The sequence below is a fragment of the Paenibacillus sp. FSL R5-0517 genome (genome assembly GCF_037974355.1).
In the GTDB taxonomy this organism is placed as follows: domain Bacteria; phylum Bacillota; class Bacilli; order Paenibacillales; family Paenibacillaceae; genus Paenibacillus.
In genome coordinates, this window is record NZ_CP150235.1 from 1491323 (window position 1) to 1510857 (window position 19535).

Annotated in this window: 16 protein-coding genes and 2 other annotated features; of the genes, 9 read left to right on the forward strand and 7 right to left on the reverse strand. The window is 48.1% G+C overall.

From position 1 onward, the window contains the following. Positions 1-64: 64 nt before the first annotated feature. Entirely contained in the window at positions 65-1423 is a 1359-nt protein-coding gene (locus MKX40_RS06485) for a hemolysin family protein (RefSeq protein ID WP_339240298.1), read from the reverse strand. A 375-nt stretch (positions 1424-1798) separates the two neighbouring features. On the opposite strand from MKX40_RS06485, the gene cls reads away from it, so the two are divergent. Then, entirely contained in the window at positions 1799-3238 is a 1440-nt protein-coding gene (cls, locus tag MKX40_RS06490; RefSeq protein WP_339240300.1) for a cardiolipin synthase, read from the forward strand. Between the two features lie 349 nt (positions 3239-3587). Continuing rightward, on the forward strand, positions 3588-4499 hold the full coding sequence (locus MKX40_RS06495; protein WP_278296378.1) for a YitT family protein: 912 nt from the start codon (positions 3588-3590) through the stop codon (positions 4497-4499). Between the two features lie 54 nt (positions 4500-4553). Here MKX40_RS06495 and ligD read toward each other — a convergent pair whose 3' ends face one another. From ligD to MKX40_RS06520, 5 genes are all read right to left on the reverse strand, one after another. Then, the gene (gene ligD, locus MKX40_RS06500; protein WP_339240302.1) at positions 4554-5444 is read right to left on the reverse strand and encodes a non-homologous end-joining DNA ligase; all 891 of its coding nucleotides are present in this window, start codon (positions 5442-5444) and stop codon (positions 4554-4556) included. Between the two features lie 39 nt (positions 5445-5483). Continuing rightward, positions 5484-6434, reverse strand: a complete 951-nt coding sequence (locus MKX40_RS06505; protein WP_339240303.1) for a DNA ligase — start codon at positions 6432-6434, stop codon at positions 5484-5486. Positions 6435-6487: 53 nt separating this feature from the next. Continuing rightward, positions 6488-7585, reverse strand: a complete 1098-nt coding sequence (locus MKX40_RS06510) for an endospore germination permease (RefSeq protein ID WP_339240305.1) — start codon at positions 7583-7585, stop codon at positions 6488-6490. A gap of 182 nt (positions 7586-7767) precedes the next feature. After that, positions 7768-8637: a VOC family protein gene (locus MKX40_RS06515; protein WP_339240306.1), complete on the reverse strand. Its 870-nt coding sequence runs from the start codon at positions 8635-8637 to the stop codon at positions 7768-7770. Between the two features lie 271 nt (positions 8638-8908). After that, complete coding sequence (locus MKX40_RS06520; protein ID WP_339240307.1) at positions 8909-9820, reverse strand: Ku protein; 912 nt, start codon at positions 9818-9820, stop codon at positions 8909-8911. Positions 9821-10046: 226 nt separating this feature from the next. On the opposite strand from MKX40_RS06520, the gene MKX40_RS06525 reads away from it, so the two are divergent. From MKX40_RS06525 to MKX40_RS06555, 7 genes are all read left to right on the forward strand, one after another. Next, positions 10047-10343, forward strand: a complete 297-nt coding sequence (locus MKX40_RS06525) for a hypothetical protein (RefSeq protein ID WP_339240309.1) — start codon at positions 10047-10049, stop codon at positions 10341-10343. Positions 10344-10347: 4 nt separating this feature from the next. After that, positions 10348-10524 (forward strand): H-type small acid-soluble spore protein, encoded by a 177-nt coding sequence (locus MKX40_RS06530; protein ID WP_026081228.1) that lies wholly within the window; start codon positions 10348-10350, stop codon positions 10522-10524. A 188-nt stretch (positions 10525-10712) separates the two neighbouring features. Further along, complete coding sequence (tsaE, locus tag MKX40_RS06535) at positions 10713-11195, forward strand: tRNA (adenosine(37)-N6)-threonylcarbamoyltransferase complex ATPase subunit type 1 TsaE (protein WP_339240310.1); 483 nt, start codon at positions 10713-10715, stop codon at positions 11193-11195. Then, entirely contained in the window at positions 11192-12046 is an 855-nt protein-coding gene (gene tsaB / locus MKX40_RS06540; protein ID WP_339240311.1) for a tRNA (adenosine(37)-N6)-threonylcarbamoyltransferase complex dimerization subunit type 1 TsaB, read from the forward strand. The genes tsaE and tsaB overlap by 4 nt, the downstream gene beginning before the upstream one ends. 235 nt (positions 12047-12281) lie before the next feature. Beyond that, complete coding sequence (gene rimI, locus MKX40_RS06545; protein ID WP_237176573.1) at positions 12282-12803, forward strand: ribosomal protein S18-alanine N-acetyltransferase; 522 nt, start codon at positions 12282-12284, stop codon at positions 12801-12803. Beyond that, positions 12800-13855: a tRNA (adenosine(37)-N6)-threonylcarbamoyltransferase complex transferase subunit TsaD gene (gene tsaD, locus MKX40_RS06550; protein ID WP_339240312.1), complete on the forward strand. Its 1056-nt coding sequence runs from the start codon at positions 12800-12802 to the stop codon at positions 13853-13855. Before rimI ends, tsaD begins: the two co-directional genes overlap by 4 nt. A 321-nt stretch (positions 13856-14176) precedes the next feature. Next, positions 14177-14535: a binding site (T-box leader), on the forward strand. A gap of 67 nt (positions 14536-14602) precedes the next feature. Continuing rightward, positions 14603-14941 (forward strand) — a binding site (T-box leader). A gap of 354 nt (positions 14942-15295) precedes the next feature. Next, positions 15296-16852: a 2-isopropylmalate synthase gene (locus tag MKX40_RS06555; RefSeq protein WP_253431642.1), complete on the forward strand. Its 1557-nt coding sequence runs from the start codon at positions 15296-15298 to the stop codon at positions 16850-16852. A 571-nt stretch (positions 16853-17423) separates the two neighbouring features. Here the strand turns inward: MKX40_RS06555 and MKX40_RS06560 are convergent. Beyond that, the gene (locus MKX40_RS06560; RefSeq protein ID WP_339240314.1) at positions 17424-19382 is read right to left on the reverse strand and encodes an ABC-F family ATP-binding cassette domain-containing protein; all 1959 of its coding nucleotides are present in this window, start codon (positions 19380-19382) and stop codon (positions 17424-17426) included. Positions 19383-19535: the final 153 nt, after the last annotated feature.

The window sequence follows — 19535 nt, forward strand, 5'->3', positions numbered from 1 at the left end:
ATAAAAAAGAGGAGCACTTGCCAATGTAGGCAGCTGCTCCTCTTTTTTTGTTTATGAATGTGCTTTATTTAACCCGATTGGACTCTTTGTCGTCTTCATCGGTGTAATCAGACATCGTCAATGGTTCCTTGGGGACAATGGCCACTTTGTAGAACCGATTCTTGTCTTTTTCCAGCAAAACAAAAGTAAGATTCTCGAACTCATATTCTTCCTGTTCGTTCATCTCGGGACGATGACTGTAGAGCCATCCACCAATGGTGTCCCACTCATCTGCATCCAGGCTGGACATAAACATGTCGTTCACCTTCGATAAGGAAACCTTGCCATCCATAATGACATAGTTCTCATTGATGACCTGAATATCTTCCACTTCGTCTGCGTCGAACTCATCGCGGATCTCACCGACAATCTGTTCAAGCACATCCTCGATGGTTACAATTCCGGATGTTCCTCCATATTCATCCACCAGCACGGCGATGTGCACGCCATCCTTCTGCATTTTCTTGAGCAAGTCCTTTACAGGAGTTGTTTCGTGAACAGCGGATACAGGCTGAATCAGGGAAGACAGATCGACAGGCTCATCATTTCCGTATAGTTCCAGGAAGAATTGCTTCGTATTAATGATACCGATAATATCGTCTTTGCTCTCATTAACTACTGGAAAACGGGTATACTGTTCTTCACGAATAATCTCCAGGTTTTCCTCATTCGTTCTATTTACATAAAGGCAGACCATATCGGTCCGGGGTACCATGATTTCTTTGGCTAACATCTCATCAAAAGCAAAAATCCGGCTTACATAACCGAACTCGGCTTGGTTTATTTTACCGTTTTCGAAGCTTTCATTAATAATGATCTGCAACTCTTCTTCAGAGTGAGCATCTTCGTGCTCGGAAGCAGGTTTGATTCCGAACAGTTTCACCAGTTGGTTCGCTGAGCCGTTTAACAGCCAGATAAAAGGATACATAATTCGGTTAAACCAGATGATAGGTGTAGACGTCAGCAGGGCTACAGTTTCTGCTTTGCGGATTGCAATCGTTTTTGGAGCAAGTTCACCAACCACAACATGCAGATACGTGATGGAAGCAAACGCAATAACAAATGATAAGAATGAAGAAACGGCCTCAGGAATTTGCAAGCTTTCGAACACAGGGTGGAGAATCTTCTCTACCGTCGGTTCACCCAACCAGCCCAGTCCCAGAGAGGTAATCGTGATGCCGAGCTGGCAGGCGGACAAATATCCATCCAGATTGGCAACGGCTTGTTTCACAGCCAGCGCACGCTTGTTTCCTTCTGCAATCATTTGGTCGATCCGGCTTGGACGAACCCGTACCAGAGCGAACTCCACTGCAACAAAAAACGCCGAAAGTCCTATCAAAAACGCAACCAATATTAAATTTAACGCATACCTCTCACTGTCCATTCACTACTGTTCTCCTTTAAGTAATAAGTTTTTAACGAGTATTATATCTAATTTTACGTAAGAAGACCACCTTCTCATGAAGAAAAGAGGAAGAGTCTGGAAGGGACGATGAGCAAATTGGCGCTGCAATGGGGTTCTGTATCATGATTAATCTGATATGTAGAAGGTAACACAGTCATAATATACAACCTGTGATGAGATATTCCGATTACCAGAATCAAGTATGCGGTCTGCTTATGTAAAGTTTTATCTAAGCAAACGTTACGAATAGGGGCTACATTGGGTATCTATGATTAGCTGTATGCATAATCGTCAAAGCTGTGTAAGTGAGAGAACGGCAAGGTCATGAAGCTTGCCACCTAAGGAGGAAGCCGAATGTTCTGGCTGGTCATTATATTAGTCGTATTTATTTTTCAGGCAGCCACGATTCTTTTGCTGGAATTTCGGAATCCGGCTAAGGCTGTGGCTTGGCTGTTTATTTTGTTCTGCGTGCCTTTGATCGGTTTTGTAGTGTATTATTTCGTGGCGCAGGATTTTAACAAACGAAAAAAACTCCGCAAGGGTGGATCGCGAATCTTCCGTGAAATGAAGGAAACGATCTGGAAACAAGCCCACATCATCGGGGATGTCGAACAGATGCCTGGCGATCGTTTCAGCCATCAGCATCGATTGTTTAATCTGTTAACCCATCTGTCGGAGAGCCCGATCACGGGTTGTAACCACAGTACGGTACTCACCAATGGTGAAGAGGCATTTGCGGCAATGCTGAGAGAAATGAAAAAAGCAAAGCACCATCTTCATGTGGAATTTTACATTTTCCGTGATGATGTCATCAGCACCATGTTTCAGGATGTCATGATTCGTAAGGCGCAAGAGGGAGTGAAGGTTCGGTTTATCTGCGACGGTCTAGGCAGCCACAAGATGAGTGGAAGCTTTATCCGCAAACTTCAGGATGCTGGTGTGGAATTCCATTATTTTCTCCCACCGCTGATCGCTACGATTGACCGCAGAGTGAACTACCGGAACCACCGCAAAATTGTTGTTGTGGATGGACGGGTTGGCTTTGTGGGCGGTATTAACGTAGGTGATGATTATCTTGGACAATATCCAGAGGTAGGTTTCTGGCGGGATACACATGTGCAGATTGAGGGAGACGCTGTATACTTTCTGCAAAGTACGTTCCTTAATGACTGGAAACTGGCTGCTGGTGAGCGAATTACCGAACCCCAGCTTGCAGAATTATTTCCTCCGCATATCTGTAGCGGGGAAGAGCGAATTCAGATATTGGCTAGCGGACCGGATCAGGACTGGGATGCGATTCAGGAGATGTGTTTTGGGGCCATTTCGGTAGCTTGTGAACGGATCTACATTACCACACCTTATTTTATACCTGATCCCGCATTATATGAGGCGCTCAAAACAGCTGCAGTCAGTGGCGTCGATGTGAGAATTATCATTCCGTATCAATCCGATTCAAAACTCGTACACCTGGCGTCACTTTCTTATGTGGAGGAACTGTTGCGAGCAGGTGTGCAGTTTTTCCAATATCGCAAAGGTTTTGTACATGCCAAAGTGATGATTGTAGATGAGTTGCTCGCTACAGTCGGAACAGCCAACATGGATATGCGCAGTTTTTTCTGCAATTTCGAGTTGACGGCGGTCCTGTTCGAATCCTCTGCGATTCAGCGTTTGATGAATGACTTTGAACGTGATCTCGGGGAATGCAGTCAGATCGATGGGAAGGTATTTCAGAAGCGTTCACGGGGACAAAAAGGCGCAGAAATGCTTTCTCGGATGCTTTCTCCGCTTCTTTAGCCGATTTAGGACAGATTTCTGAAGATAAGTTCACTTTTTGTGAATTTATCTTCTTTTTGCTTAGTATTTTGCGCAAATTTGATCTTTTATGATATAATAGATATATAAATCATGTCTTGGCGAAGGAGGGGAGTCTGCGGGAAAACAGGCTCCCTTTTGCTCTCTTTTGAAAGTACAAACCGGGATGAAGAACATTTTGAATCCATTTTATATCGCCTTTAGATGCTTGTGCTTGTATGGCCAGGGTACATGTAGAACGCAGTTTGCTGTTTTCTATATGTCGATTCACCCTGAGTATTTAAATGATTTATAAAATGGATTCACACACTGATTTAACGGGGGGGATACCATGTCCAATGTAACGGTGAAAGAACTAACAGCCAAGCAAGCTGACCGCGGGGTCAAAAGCTCGGTGTTTACTTTAAAGCTGCTGCAACGTATTGTGATGATTCTGATCGGTGCTGCACTAATGGCTGTATCGCTTGAAGTATTTCTCGTACCGAATGGTGTTATTGATGGTGGGATTACGGGGATTTCAATTATGGTGTCAGAGCTTACACATCTGCCACTCGGCGTATTCCTGACCTTGCTCAACTTGCCGTTCCTGATTCTGGGTTACAAGCAGATTGGTAAAACATTTGCGTTATCCACATTGCTGGGGATCGTGGTCATGTCCATCGGGACTTCGTTATTGCACCATGTTCCTGCATTAACACCGGGTGAGCCTTTGCTGGGAGCAGTTTTTGGCGGATTGATTCTGGGTGTGGGTGTTGGACTCGTTATTCGGTCTGGCGGTTCACTGGACGGTACGGAGATTGTGGCTATCCTGCTTAGTGAGAAGTCACCGTTGTCTGTAGGACAGATTGTATTGTTCATTAACGTATTTATTTTCGCAGGTGCAGGATTTGTATTCGGTTGGCCGAATGCCCTGTATTCCATGATTGCATATTATATTGCGATGAAGATGATTGATATCGTGAATGAGGGACTGGATCAGTCCAAATCGGTATGGATCATTAGTGAGAAGTATCGTGATATCGGTTCAGCCCTGACAGACCGTCTTGGTCGTGGTGTAACTTTCCTGGATGGCGAGGGTGGATTCAGCGGGGACGAGAAAAAGATCATCTTTGTTGTCATTACCCGCTTGGAAGAAGCCAAACTCAAGTCCATCGTTGAAGATTGGGACCCGCAAGCTTTTGTGGCGATCGGTAACATTCACGACGTGAAGGGCGGACGTTTCAAGAAAAAAGGTATCCATTAGCGATTTATCCACGCATATATGATAATAGCCGACTCCCTTGTGATAAGGGGTCGGCTATTTTTTCTTCAAATGCTTGAGAATGAGTTCAACCGGTTGCGGCTCGACGGCTGCGATCAAATCTCCGATATCATTCAGGCGTTCCACAATGTTCATCAGATGGTAATCCTGGATGGAGACGTTGTTTCGAACCTCATCCCAGGTAAGTGGCGTAGATACGGTGGCTCCTGATTTGGCACGAGGTGTATAGGGGGCCGCAAGGGTCTTGCCACCATAATGCTGGAGGTAGTCAAAATATATGCGGTCTCCACGATCCTTTTTGAGTCGTTCCAGTGTGAACAGATCGGGGTGCTTCTGCGTGACATATTTGCCAACAAAATAACCGATATCCCGCAATTCATCAAAGGTAACACCTTGCACAATAGGAACGATAATCTGAACTCCGGTTGCCCCTGAAGTTTTGGGAATGGACCTCAGACCAAGGGAAGTCAAGGTTTCTCCAACGATGAGTGCAGCCTGCATGATCCGTGGCTCATGTTCCTGAGAGGGGTCCAGATCAATCATCCATTCACAGGGCAGCAGGCTTCCGACAGCATGAAGAGAAGGATGGAATTCAAGTGCAGCCAGATTGCCGAGCCACAATAATTCAGGCAGTCCATTCATTACCACATAACGGATGCCATCGTGTACTTCAGTCCGAACATAATACGGGACGGGTTCGGGGGCATTCTTTTGGTAGAAAAATGTCCCTCCCGCCCCATGGGGGTATCTTATGGTGGTTAATAGTCGATTGCTTGTATATGTGAGCAGGTATGGAGCTAAAGCTGCCAGCTTTTGCAGATAGATTGCTTTGGTGACACCTGCTTCCGGCCATAACAGCTTGTCCGGGTTCGTAACGGTTAGCTCTGTGCCTTCTATTATGATGGTTCCTTGAATCTTAGGGGCCACACCGAACACCTCCTATACGTAATCTATATACGAACTCATTCATTGAAGAAGCTGATTCGCCAGGCAATCCTCACGGGTTACCTCTGCGAAGGTCTGAATACTGGGATGGCGTAGTGTGCGATGATGCGTCAGTTCCATATATTGCACTTTGACACCTATTCGTGGTTCTACCCAGGTGGTTTCCGCACTGCGTTCGGGTACATTATGGAACGGTCGGTCCTGCCTAATCAGAGGCTCAACCTGATGGGTAAGTTCACGCCAAGTATTGGAGTTCAGCTTGCCAGTCCCGACATGACCAATATAGACAAAGTTAGGCCCATCATATACGCCAACCGCGACGGCGTTAACAATACCGCTTCGGTACGTGACTCCACCGATCATGGCATATACATCATGCATGATTTTGACCTTCTGCCAGCGCTGATCCTTACCCTGTATGCCATAAGTGCTGGTGAGATCCTTGCAGACGATGCCTTCCATCTGATGCTGTCTCATGACCGTAAGCAGGGATGCGGCATCAAGTGTATTGGTGACCTCCTGAACATGGGGAGCGCTCTTAAGAACCTCGTGCAACAGGCGCTGTCGATCTGCCAAAGGCTGATCCGTCACCCATTGTCCCTCATAGAACAGGATATCAAATACCATATACGTGACCGGAATCTGATGTATGGCTTGGGCGATGCCTTCCGGTCTGCTCATGCGATCCCGCCGCAGAACGTGATAAAACGAAGGTTTGCCGGTGTCCGGGTCCAGTGCAATTACTTCTCCATCCAAGATATAGGATGCTCCTGAACATAAATTACGTGGTGTGACCAACTCGGGATACTGTGCGGTTCGATCATGTAACCTGCGATTCACCAGGCGAAGCTCATGCCCGTCCTCATAAGCAAGCATACGGACTCCATCCCACTTGATTTGTGCAATCCATTGAGGTCCTGTGGGCAAGGTATCCCTGGAGATGGGTTCGAACGGAATCAGCGGTTTGAACATGGGGAACTCCTTCCTCGCCCTAATGATCCGGCGCAGGTTCATTCAGAATTTTGTTATATTTTTTGGAAGCGGGACTTCATATGATGCACCAGAATGAGCAGTAACGGAAGTGCAATACCACAGGTCAGATCCCAATCAATCCAATAGGGAATGATGACCTTGAGATAAAAGGTCTCGTTCGGAGCGATTAGAATAGACATGGCGAGAATAAGCATGGAACCCGGCAGGATCAGAGAACGGTGACTGGACAAGTGAAACAGGTGAGCGACGCCCAGGATAAAACCGTAGAAGAACAGAGCGGCTTTGAAAAAAACAGCAATAATCCAGACCGATGTTATGAAGGCTTCGACGCGTTGCATAAAGTTTCCGATATTGATCTTCTGTGAAAGGTTGAATGAAGCGAACCAGTGATGCTGCGTCATCCATGGTCCCATAACGAACAGACACATGCTTAGCGTCAATGTGAGTAACAATCCACCAATCATGCCAGCGAACAGAATGTCCTTTTGCAGATGGGGCTCATCTTTCGTGTAGGGAAAGAGCATCATGAAGATGCACAACTCGCAGTAAGGATAGGTGAGTACAGCAACAAAACCTTTGAATGGATCAAGAAAGCCTTGTGCAAGCACAGGTTGGATGTTAGCTATACGTATATGGGGGATTAGAAATACCGTCAGAAAAAGCAGAAACAATACGATCAGAGGAAGAAAGACCTCAGCAGTCTTACCAATGCTCTCCAGACCGGAAAAAAGCCCCCAGACAAGTGCACACATAAAAACCAAATGAAGGATCATTAATGGAGATTCCGGCAAGATCTGGGTAGACATAAAATCGCCAATCTCCCTAATGAACGTTGAGGTGCTGATTAGGAAATAAAAAATATAAAAAGAACCAAACAATGTCCCGATCCAGGGTCCCAATGTTCGAAGGGCATTTTGAATCAGATTCAGCCGGGGATGCGTTCTGTAGGCAACAAGCATAATGAAGAGTATTCCAAGGCCCCCTGCGACTCCCAACAAGGCTGATAACCAGGCATCCTGATGAGCATAGGATGTGATCATGGAAGGGAAGACGAGAATTTGCTCCCCGATGGTGCACAGGAACATAAGTGAAGCGAGCTGTCTAACAGTCAAACGTCCCTTTTCGATCATGAAGTATCTCCTTAACAGATCATGTCTATGTATTGGTTAGAATGCACCAATTGTGCCAGTTTTATAAAAGCCAACGTAAAAAGCCCGTGCAGCCGACCTCTCTGTGATGTAGAGAAATCAGTTACCCGGGCTTATTAACATGTGGTTAAGCAATCATATTGTATTATAACGGCTACATAGAATCAGTTCGCAGTTGTCAGACGTATACGAATATTCTGTGGGTCTACCGTAAACCAAGTGTCCTCTACTGGTGTAACGACTGCACCGGATTGACGTAATTGTTCAAGTGCCTGTTCCAATTGTTCCTTGGTGGCGTACACAATGGTGAAGTAATCAATTCCTGTAGCGTTATCTGGATTGACAGGTGCATTCACTCCTGCCCAGATATTGAGTCCCAGATGATGATGATAGCCGCCTGCGGATACAAATAGTGCTGACATGTTGGCGAAGTTACCCACGATATCAAAACCGAGTATGCCGGTGTAGAAGTTGCGGGCTTCTTCCAGGCTGCGGACGTGTAAATGAACGTGACCGATAACTGTGCCAGCAGGCAGACCTTGCCAAGGTTCATTCTCCGATATGGCAAACAGGCTTTCCACATCAACCGGATCACTTGCCATCACGTAGTTATTGTCGCTATCCCGTTTCCAGGTATCACGTGCACGGTCAGCATAGATCTCAATTCCGTTCTGATCAGGATCGGAGATATAGAAGGCTTCACTGACCAAGTGATCGCCTTGACCGATATCGATACCGGATGCAGCCAGATTACGAAGAGCGAGACCCAGGGACTTACGGTCAGGCAGCAGAATGGCGAAATGGTACAAGCCAGCGTGTGAGCGTTCCGGCAGGGTAATGCCATCCGTGAGCTCTTCCAATCGCAGCAGGGACTGTACACCGTCGGCTGTCAACGTAGCCACTTTGTCACTCCGCTCCAGTAATTTCAATCCAACTACATCGGTATAGAACTTAATCGAACGGTCCAGGTTCATAATTCGGAGACTCACTTCACCCAGATGGGTTGTGGCAGGGATTTGATACGGCGTATTCATGATTGTTTCCTCCTGATAATAAATAATATGGGTTCTCGTTTTGAATGTGTATATGCGATGAAGATGAATTATTAGATTGCATGTTGTTAAAGCAGGATTGCAGAGTGACTGTATATTCATAAATAAGTTACTTTTCATAAGTTAATATAAAATATAAATCAGCTTTCGTCAATCGCATTTTACAAAAACAAAAAAATCCGACTGTGAAGCCGGATTGGAGTAAATTTCATTACATGAGCAGATAACGGAATCGTTCTTGCGCTGACGACATTCAAACTTTTGGTTTGGGTGCTGCCTTTTTCCTTTTGGCTGGTGCAGGTGCATCGGATTCCCCTCCGGCAGCCGCCTGAGCGGACGTTTTTCGCGCTGCGCGTTTCTTCGGTTTGGCCGTTGTTGTCCCAGGGTCAGCCGGAATAGGTTTCACCGCCTCGATGCTTGCTTGTAAGGCAGCCATCAAATCCATCACATTGGCTTCAGGTTTGGCTGGAGCAATCTTGATTTCTTCGCCTGCCACTTTGTGCTGGATAAGATCCAGCAGTTTGTTGCGATAGTCATCGGTGTATTTACCAGGTTCAAAAGGCGTAGACAATTGATCAATCAACAGCTTTGCCATCGTGAGTTCCTTCTCATTCACGTTTTGCACTTCCGGCAAGTTGGGCACCTGGGAGACAGGACGAATCTCGTCCGGATAGAAAATCGTCTCCATGGAGAGGCAATCTTCCAACACGCGTATGGCAGCCAGACTGCTCTTGGAACGAATGGAGATTTTGGCGATGCCGATTTTGCCGGTATCCCGCATCGCGTTCATCAACAGTTGGTAGGCATTTCCCCCGGCCTGATCGGGCGAAAGATAATATGTTTTCTGAAAATAAATCGGGTCAATCTCAGTTAAGTCTACAAAATCCAGTATGGTGATGGTTTTGTTGGTGGAATCATTTAACGCTTCTAATTCATCTTTTTCGAAGAGTACGAACTTTCCTTTTTCATATTCATAGCCTTTGGTGATCTCTTCCCATTTGACGTCCACTTCACAGGATGGACATTGGCGAACATAAGCGAGCGGGCTGCCGCAGACTTTATGGATATAGCGCATGGAGATGTCTTTGTCTTCGGTAGCCGAGAACATTTTGACAGGGACATGAACAAGGCCAAAACTGATTGCGCCTTTCCAGACGGTATGCATAGGTCGGCTCCTTTCGAAAGGGTGTTCAAAAATTCAGCTTTTGATTATGTCAGCCGAATGTCCGTTACTGAAAACCGGATTTGTTGAACACGGATTTATATTCAATAGTATGGGCATATGGCGCAAGGGATAATCGTCTTATGGACGAACGAATTCGTATGGTTCGACGAGACTCGGGGATGATAACAGAAGTGATCTCACAATGATTAAGCTGGGAGGTGCTGAAATGAAGAACAGACGGGATGAAGAGGAAGCACACAAGCATGCGTTTTCTCCGTATCCTCTTGCGGAAGCCGAAAGCGCAGAAGAATTCTATACACCCGCTACAGCTGTGAACTGGGAAGCGGTAACCTCCGAAAAATTGCCCCTTGATCGGGAGTCGTTCATGCTCGACATTGACCGGATGGTGAATGAAGGGTTAGGCGGGGGACAAGTTACGGACGATAACGGTTATATTGGTGAAAGTACAACAGATAGCATGGTTCGAGAATCACATGAGGATCCGGAAGGGGAGTATGAATAAGATGATGGATGCAAAGCGTGCCAAAGCGATATATGATTCCAAGGATACGATTGCCGTTACGCTGGAAGGAGATCCGGTCTGGATTGAGAACGTGGATGAAGCCAATGGTATGGCGACCGTTCAGGTTGGCAGCAGACCAGGAAATACCCAGACGGTACGTGTGGATCGCTTGGAGGAGTAGGTACAAGTAGCATATTGTTATTAAGCAATTCGAGAATGAATAAAAGCTGAATATATGTATAACACGGCCGGTACCGGGAGGTGCCGGTTTTTGGTTTTTGCTAGGGTTGTTGCGGGGGAAGAAAGGGACCGATATAATAAGGTTCAAAGTGAACTCAGGCGGCTAGACCGCCAAAGGTGGGGCGAATATTGAATCAGACGCACGAGCAGTGGGTGTTTTTATCCCATGGCATTGCAGATACAGAAGCACTCGCTTCCGCACTCGCCAGACAGGCAAACGCCGGCATGGTGATTGCTTTGGATGGTGATCTGGGTGCGGGTAAAACGGCATTTTCGCAGAAATTTGCCTGGCATTTGGGTGTACGTGATGTGGTGAGCAGTCCCACATTCACGCTAATCAAGGAGTACGAAGGGCGTCTGCCTTTATATCACATGGATGTATATCGCATATCGCTGGAAGAAGCGGATGAGCTTGGACTTGATGAATATTTCTATGGAGCCGGAGTCAGTCTGGTGGAGTGGTCGAGTATCATTCCCGAATTGCTGCCGCAAGAGCACTTGCATGTGCAGATTGAAACAACGGGCCTGGAGGATCGAACGATTACACTGGATGGGTACGGCGAGACTTATGCAGCCTTGTGCCGACAGTTCAGACAGAATGGGGTCAAATGATGATGGAAGATTTACAAAAAGAGCCGCGTCAGCGGTTTTTGGCGTTGGATACATCCACCGCAGTAATGGCTGCTGCGATGATGGAAGGTCATGCGCTTCTGGAAGAACGCAATGAACGGGCTGAGCGCAACCATTCGGTACACGTTGTACCGGTGATGGAACAGCTGCTGGCCGCCAGCAGCACACAGCCTGGCCAACTGGATGGCATTGCCGTTGGCGTTGGGCCAGGCTCGTACACGGGCATCCGCATTGCGGTGACCGCGGCGAAGACACTGGCCTGGGCGTGGGACATCCCCGTAGCCGGGGTGTCCAGCCTTCAGGCCCTCGCCTGGGGCGGCTGGCACAGCGGCCTTGCCGCCAAGGCGGAAGCTGCGGCAGACGATGCCGCAGCAGGGGCTGGCGGAACGCCATCCGCGGACCAGGGCAGCACAGGTGCTGCCCCTGTCCACTGGATCGTTCCGCTTGTGGATGCAAGGCGCGGTCAAGCGTGCACCGCGCTGTTTGCCTCCGCCGGGAGCGATGCGCCCCGGCGTCTGGCGCCTGATGCCATCCGCAAGATGGACGGATGGCTGGAAGCCCTCGCCGCCCGAATGGCGGAGGCGGCGCCGGAAGAGCGGCCCGCAGCCGTCTGGTTCGTCGGCGAGACGGGCCCTCATGCTGCGGCAGCGGCGGAGCTTCGCTGCCCCGCAGGAACGGCGCTCCAGCTCGTACCTTATGAGCTGGAAGGCCGCTGGGTTGGGCGGCTTGGCGCCGCCGCGCTGCTTGCAGGTCAACGTGATGACGTGCATGCGCTGGTGCCGAACTATACCCAGTTGTCTGAAGCGGAAGCCAATCTGCTGCGCAAAGGCTAAAAGAGGTTGCTCAAAAAGTCCGCTTTTGATTACGAAGGATGCCTAGCGGCATCATCAGCGTCGAATATGGAATTCAGCCGAAATAAGCGGGGGCTTACGAAGCATGTTTCCTTTGGAAACATTGTAGTTGCTCACGTAGTTTTGACTACGCTCCGCTACTCCATTTCTAGCTTCATCCCATCTTCTCGGTACTGAAAACCGGTCTTTTTGAACACGCACTAAAGGGGGGAAGCAGATGGACAACGTGGCGAATAATAAGCAGGAAGCATCGCTTCAGTTCAGGTTCATGACACTCGCGGATATTCCCGATGTGATGGAGATTGAACATGAGGCCTTTACCCTGCCTTGGACAGAAGAAGCATTTCAAAATGAATTGACACACAATCAATTTGCTAAATATATGGTGATGGAATTGGAAGGCAAAGCCATTGGTTATGCCGGAATGTGGACGATTATGGATGAAGCCCATATTACCAATATTGCAGTCAGAGGCGCGTATCGTGGACGCAAGCTTGGCGAAAAGTTACTGGATGAATTAATGAGTACAGCGGCTTATCTCGGGATGGAACGAATGACATTGGAGGTCAGAGTGTCGAACAGCATAGCTCAGCGTTTATATCAGAAAAAAGGGTTTGAATCGGCGGGTCTTCGTAAAGGGTATTACTCCGATAATGGGGAAGATGCGATGATTATGTGGGCGAACTTGCCGTCTGCAGGCCGGAGCGGCGAAGAGGAAGGAAGCGTACTGGATTCATGAACGAACTCAATGAAAAAATAAATTCTGCACCATCCTACATTTTGGCGGTGGAGACAAGCTGTGATGAAACATCGGTAGCTGTAGTCAAGGACGGACGGGAAGTGCTGTCCAATCTGATCTCAAGTCAGATCGAGACGCATAAGGCATTTGGTGGTGTGGTCCCTGAAGTCGCTTCACGCAAACACGTGGAAGTCATTACGTTGATGCTGGAACAGGCGATCGAACAATCCGGCATTCGTCCGCGTGATCTGAGTGCAATTGCCGTGACGCAAGGCCCGGGACTCGTTGGGGCATTGCTGGTCGGAATCGTTGCGGCCAAAACGCTGGCGATGGCACTCGGCAAACCGCTCATTGGCACACACCATATTGCTGGGCATATTTATGCCAACCGACTTACCCATGAACTGCAATACCCGGCGATGGCACTGGTCGTATCGGGTGGACATACAGAACTTGTGCATATGGAATCTGAAGGCAAGTTCAAGTTGATTGGTCGTACGCGAGATGATGCCGTCGGCGAAGCCTATGACAAAGTAGCACGTGCATTGGGCTGTCCTTATCCGGGAGGTCCGCATGTGGACCGGATGGCGTCTGAAGCGGAGGATGTGGTACCACTACCAAGGGTATGGCTGGAAGCAGGTTCATATGATTTCAGTCTCAGTGGTCTGAAGTCTGCTGTACTGAATGCGCTGAATCAGGCTAAAATGCGCGGAGAAACCTTGGAGCCATCTGCCGTTGCACGTGGCTTCCAGGAAGCTGTCGTAGAAGTCCTGGTGGAGAAAGCAGTAAGAGCCGTTCGTGAGTATGGTTCAAAACAATTGCTGTTGTGTGGTGGTGTTGCCGCTAACCGGGGATTGCGCTTTGCATTAAAGGAGCGATGCACGAAGGAAGGGCTTGAGCTGTTAATCCCGCCAATGGAATATTGTACGGATAACGCGGCCATGATCGGAGCGGCTGCATATCTGAAATGGCAGCGGGGAGAAATCTCTGAATTTGATGCCAAAGCTGACCCGGGGCTTTCCCTGGAGGCATGGTCCGTTCAGTCCTTATAGAGGTTGTTCAAAAAGCCTGATTTTGATTACGAAGGATGCCTAGCGGCATCATCAGCATCGAATATGGAATTCAGCCGAAATAAGGGGGAGGCTTACGAAGGTTGTTTCCTTCGGAAACATTGTAGTTGCTCACGTAGTTTTGACTACGCTCCGCTACTCCATTTCTAGCTTCATCCCATCTTTCGGTACTGAAAACCTATCTTTTTGAACACGCACTTATAGTTTATATAAACAGGCCGTTTGAGATTAAGAGTTGACAGCCTGCATGTGAAGAATGTATATTAGTTACAAATTTAAACAGGAAGTTATTTTCCTGAATGGATAAACGCGATGAACAGGAACAGTAAGGTCAATTCCCGGTTTAGAGAGCTGCGGGTTGGTGCAACGCAGTCGAAGGAAACCTGAAACTCACCTGGAAGCGGAACGATGGAACACGGTGACTCCCCGGGAGAATCCGAAGGCCGATTATTGGCCCAAAGTACATGGTTACGGGTTGCCTCCGTGAATGGGCCGTTGTCGGAAGGACTGTTATTACAAGGATTGCCGACAATAACTGAGGGGGCTTTCAGGCTGCTTCAAGTGATCCGGAGGTGCGAAAGCATCTAGGGGTTCTCTTGAATGAACAGGAAGGAAGTCAACAAGAGTGGTACCGCGAAGGTGAACAGCCTGTCGTCTCTTGCATTATTGCATGAGGTGGCAGGCTTTTTTTGATTTTTAAAATAAGGATGAATGAAGTTAGGTCATAGGTTAAATGTGATGAACGGGAGCAGTAGAATGATAAAGCGCTCAGAGAGCTGCGGGATGGTGCGACGCAGTGGCTTGAGTCATTCGAATCTCGCCCGGGAACGGAGTTGTGGAAGCATGGGGACGATATCAATCGCCCCGTTGTCCTAATGGTCAGCGACATGTGTTACACAGCAACGGTTAACCTCCGTTATAGGGTGTTTCTCCGAATTCCAGTGATGTCGTACGTGCACACACATCCAACGGATTTCGGAGACGACGAGGTGGATGGAGTCCGGCGTAAGTCTGGCCCATCAAGCAAGAGTGGTACCGCGGAGGGGAGAACAACCCGCCGTCTCTTATATGAGATGGCGGGTTATTTGTGTTTGCTGCCGGCAGCAGGGTGGGCGTGGGATAAACCATATGGAGATTGAAAAGGGAGAAAGACAGGGTGTAAGTCGACGTACAACCTGTCACAAGCAAGTAGGCTATTTAACAAACGAGCAATGAATATGGAACATCGAGTAAATGAACATGAAATATCAAGTATAGGCACTAAATATGCAATAGGCTCTAATGATTACCAAGGACTAAGCTACTAACGACATACGCATTTACAAACAAAATATATAACAACATTGATGGCGATCAGCGGGTGTTCTATGGCTCGTGGATCGTAACAAAAATGAATATAAAATTTGATGGAGGTTGATGAATATGACAACGATTAATAACAAACGTATGATTGAGATTTTTGATACAACGCTGCGCGATGGAGAACAGGCCCCGGGAGCGAGTCTGCAACCCGAGCAAAAGATCGAACTGGCACACCAACTGGCATCTCTGGGGATTGACGTCATTGAGCCTGGATTCCCGATCTCCAGTCCAGGTGAGTTCGCGGCGGTTCAGGCGATTTCGAGACAGTTGCAGAACGTGGAGATTTGTGGATTCGCGCGTGCGGTCAAAGGTGATATTGATGCAGCCGTTCAGGCAACAGCAGATGCAGCACGGCGCCGAATTCACCTGTTTATCTCTTCCTCGGATATTCATATAGAGCATCAGCTGCGCCGTCCGCGTAGTGAAGTGGTGGCTACCGCTCGTGAGATGGTATCTTATGCGCGTCAGTTCACGGACATCGTAGAGTTCACTGCTATGGATGCGGCTCGTACCAAGATGGACGATCTGATTGAAATGGTTGAAGTCGCTATTGAAGCTGGAGCGAGTATTATCAACCTGCCGGATACCGTTGGTTATGCTCTGCCACATGAGTATGGCGAGATGTTCCGCCGGGTACGTGAGGGTGCAAGAGGAGGCGATCAGGTTCGCTATAGTGCACACTGTCACAATGATCTGGGCCTGGCTGTAGCGAATAGTTTGGCCGCGATTGCCAATGGGGCTTCCCAGATTGAAGTGACGATCAATGGTATCGGAGAACGGACGGGGAACTGTGCACTGGAAGAACTGATTATGGCTCTGGAGACCCGGGGAGATGCAATTGGTGCAACGACCAACATTAAGCTGAACCAGCTGTATGAGACTTCTCGTCAGATTAGCCGTGCCATGCACTTCCCGATTGCATACAACAAACCGGTGGTGGGACGTAATGCATTCCAGCATGAATCCGGCATCCATCAGGATGGTCTGCTGAAGAATCGGAGCACTTATGAGATTATGGACCCGGAAGCGCTGGGTATCCCTCGCAGCATGATTATTCTGGGCAAACACTCTGGTCGTCACGCTCTGAAGGATCGGGTTCGCAAATACGGTTTTGAGCCGGATGAGCAACAAATGGAGCAATTGTATGAGGTGTTCAAAGAAACCGCAGACCAGCAAAAAGTGGTCAGTGACGACCAGTTGCTGCAGATGGTTAGCCAGACCATGAATATTCCTGCACAGGATTATGAGCTGGTTGAATTGCAGGTGACGGCGGGCAGCATGACCGATCGAATGGCCGCCGTTCGTATTCGTACAAGTGCTGGAGAACAGTCTTACTCTGCCGTTGGCGGGGGTCCAGTGGATGCGACCATTCGTGCGATTGGTCAGAGTATTTCGGATGACATTGCTTTTGTTGATATGGAGATGCATGCCTTGAGCGGTGGAGAGGGTGCAAGTGCGGAGGCTGTAGTTACCGTGGAGCGTGCAGGACGTGAGTTCCGGGGAACGGCAACACATAATGATATCGTCATGGCTGCCGGTTTGGCTTATGTGGCGGCTTGCAATGCTGCTGGGCTGAAGGCGGAGCCTTCCGAACATCATGAACAAGCACATGCGTAGATCATCTGGGTCAGATCGTATGTGCAGCAGGTATAGTACTCATCGCGATTCGATTTGATCTACATTGCATCATGTGAGTAAACAACGGGCAGGCCTTGAACGACAGAGGTCTGCTTTTGTCTTTTTATGGAGGAAGTATGAAGAGAGGGAAAGTCTATTTGTCAAGGTGTGACTATAGTTATCCACATATCCAGTGAAAATTGTGGGTAACTGGGATAAAGTCAAACCAGTGCAGTTTTCGAAACGAAAAGGGTTTAGGGGATAGAACGACTCCTTACTATCCACAAAGTTGTGGATAACGTGGATAACTTGGTGGATAAATATGGTTTTTGTGTGTAAAAGGCTATTCTACCGCTGTATAATTAAGGTTATTAATGTGCTTGCTATCTTGCTTTGCTGTGGATAAGTATGAAAGATGGGCGTATAAAAATATTTCTCCTCATTCGAGTGAATTTGACAAAATCCAAAACAAGTCACCCCAACTTAAACAAAAAGCTGATCCCAGTAAGGAATCAGCCGAGGTACAACTATATTTGTAAGGACTTGTTCAAGCCATGTTTCTCAATTTGGGCTATTCCATAGCTAGTTCTTCCCACTCCTCATACGCCTTGGTGAGCTCTGCTTTGCGCTCCTCCGATTGTTGCTGGAGTTCTTGCAGCTTCATATAATCCTGGTAGATTTCAGGCAGAGCCATCTGCTCCTCAAGCTCTGTAATTTTCGTTTCCAGTTCCGCGATCTGTTGTTCCAGAGCTTCCTGCTTGCGTTGCCGGTTACGTTCTTCACGCTTTGCTTGTTTTTCCGCTTCGAACGAAGCCGCTCCAGATTTTTCGGTTGTTGCTGTACTCGGATCGGATTTGGAAGAGTTCTTGGATGAAGCTTGACGTGCCTCAGCAGCTTCGCGTGCGATGTCCTCAAGCTCCTGTTTCTTCTCCACATAATCATCATAATTTCCGAGATAGTGTTCTGTTCCACCTGGATGAAGCTCGACAATGCGCTCGGCCATTTTGTTGAGGAAGTATCGGTCATGGGAAATGAACAGCAGGGTACCTTCATAATCCATTAACGCCGCTTCCAGCACCTCTTTGGCAAACAGGTCGAGATGGTTCGTAGGCTCATCCAGAATGAGCATATTGGCTTCCTTCAGCATCAGCTTGGATAGAGAGACACGTGCTTTCTCGCCGCCGCTGAGGGAAGAGATTTTCTTGAGCACATCGTCACCGCTGAACAAAAAATTCCCGAGTACGGTACGAATACGTGCTTCTTCCATCCCCGGATAGGCACTCCACAGTTCTTCCAGAACCGTGTTGGACGGATTGAGCCCCGTCTGTTCCTGATCATAATAGCCAATCTGGACTTTCGTTCCCCATTGGATATCCCCGGATACCGGACGTAAACTTCCGGTGAGACACTTCAGCATGGTGGATTTGCCGATACCGTTTGGACCGATCAGAGCAACGGTTTCCCCGCGCCGCAGATCAAAGGATACATTGCGGAACAATGGAGAAGCCTCGTCATAAGCGACAGACAGTTGATCCACACGAAGCACTTCTTTGCCAGACATCACGGCTGTTTCGAAGGAAAAATGAGCTTTTTTCAAATCTCCCATCGGCTTATCTAGGCGCTCCATTTTTTCGAGGGCCTTCCGGCGACTTTGAGCCCGTTTGGTCGTCGATGCACGTACAATATTTTTCTGGACAAAATCTTCCATCTTCGAGATTTCACCCTGTTGTTTCTCATATTGCTTCATCTGCGTCTCATATTCGGCAGCCTTGAGTTCCATATAACGGCTATAATTGCCCGTATATTTTTTGGAGCGATGCCGTTCGATCTCTACGATGGTCGTTACGAGCCGATCGAGGAAGTACCGGTCATGGGATACCACGAGCAATGCGCCTGAATAACCTCTCAGATAATCTTCCAACCAGGTGAGGGTTGCGATATCGAGATAGTTGGTAGGCTCGTCCAGCATGAGCAGATCGGGTGCCTGAAGCAAAATGCGAGCAAGTGCAAGGCGTGTCTTCTGCCCGCCGCTCAGCGTAGCAATGGGGGTGTCCGGCGAAAATTCCCCGAATCCCATCCCGTGCAATACGCTGCGAATGCGGGTTTCCATCTCATAACCGCCATGGTCCTTGAACCAGTCGGAGCGTTTCGCATAACGTTCCAGCAGGTCCGCGTACTTTTTCTCGTCTTCCATCTGGGCAGGGTCGGCAATATCGCGCTCCATCTGACGCAAATCGGCTTCAGCCTGTGTCAGGTGAGCGAACACGTTCATCATTTCTTCCCAGATGGTGCGATCGGATTGCAGCCCGCTATTCTGAGCCAGGTAACCGAGCGTCGTTTCTTTGGATTTGAAAATCTGTCCCCCGTCATAGGACATTTCACCAGCTACAATTTTGAGCAAAGTGGATTTTCCTGCACCGTTTACACCAACGAGGCCGATGCGCTCGCGTTCTAATATTTGTAAGTTCACGCCGTCCAGGATTGGATCGACACCAAAACGTTTGATAATTCCGGATACTTGCAGCAGCATAAAATTAAGTTCCTCCATAGGTCCAGTTCTTGATATGACAACTATATCCCAGTTTACATGAAATACAGAGCAATTGCACCGATTGGGAACGCATGGGGCATGTAGTCTTTTTGATCAATCAATGATAAACTGAAAGAAGGCATGTTATTACAT

Excerpts from the sequence above, each read along its gene's own strand:
- MKX40_RS06485 (WP_339240298.1), bottom strand. The coding sequence starts at position 1,423 with ATGGACAGTGAGAGGTATGCGTTAAATTTAATATTGGTTGCGTTTTTG.
- cls (WP_339240300.1), top strand. The coding sequence starts at position 1,799 with ATGTTCTGGCTGGTCATTATATTAGTCGTATTTATTTTTCAGGCAGCC.
- MKX40_RS06495 (WP_278296378.1), top strand. The coding sequence starts at position 3,588 with ATGTCCAATGTAACGGTGAAAGAACTAACAGCCAAGCAAGCTGACCGC.
- MKX40_RS06505 (WP_339240303.1), bottom strand. The coding sequence starts at position 6,434 with ATGTTCAAACCGCTGATTCCGTTCGAACCCATCTCCAGGGATACCTTG.
- MKX40_RS06510 (WP_339240305.1), bottom strand. The coding sequence starts at position 7,585 with ATGATCGAAAAGGGACGTTTGACTGTTAGACAGCTCGCTTCACTTATG.
- MKX40_RS06515 (WP_339240306.1), bottom strand. The coding sequence starts at position 8,637 with ATGAATACGCCGTATCAAATCCCTGCCACAACCCATCTGGGTGAAGTG.
- MKX40_RS06520 (WP_339240307.1), bottom strand. The coding sequence starts at position 9,820 with ATGCATACCGTCTGGAAAGGCGCAATCAGTTTTGGCCTTGTTCATGTC.
- MKX40_RS06525 (WP_339240309.1), top strand. The coding sequence starts at position 10,047 with ATGAAGAACAGACGGGATGAAGAGGAAGCACACAAGCATGCGTTTTCT.
- MKX40_RS06530 (WP_026081228.1), top strand. The coding sequence starts at position 10,348 with ATGGATGCAAAGCGTGCCAAAGCGATATATGATTCCAAGGATACGATT.
- tsaB (WP_339240311.1), top strand. The coding sequence starts at position 11,192 with ATGATGATGGAAGATTTACAAAAAGAGCCGCGTCAGCGGTTTTTGGCG.
- rimI (WP_237176573.1), top strand. The coding sequence starts at position 12,282 with ATGGACAACGTGGCGAATAATAAGCAGGAAGCATCGCTTCAGTTCAGG.
- tsaD (WP_339240312.1), top strand. The coding sequence starts at position 12,800 with ATGAACGAACTCAATGAAAAAATAAATTCTGCACCATCCTACATTTTG.
- MKX40_RS06555 (WP_253431642.1), top strand. The coding sequence starts at position 15,296 with ATGACAACGATTAATAACAAACGTATGATTGAGATTTTTGATACAACG.
- MKX40_RS06560 (WP_339240314.1), bottom strand. The coding sequence starts at position 19,382 with ATGCTGCTGCAAGTATCCGGAATTATCAAACGTTTTGGTGTCGATCCA.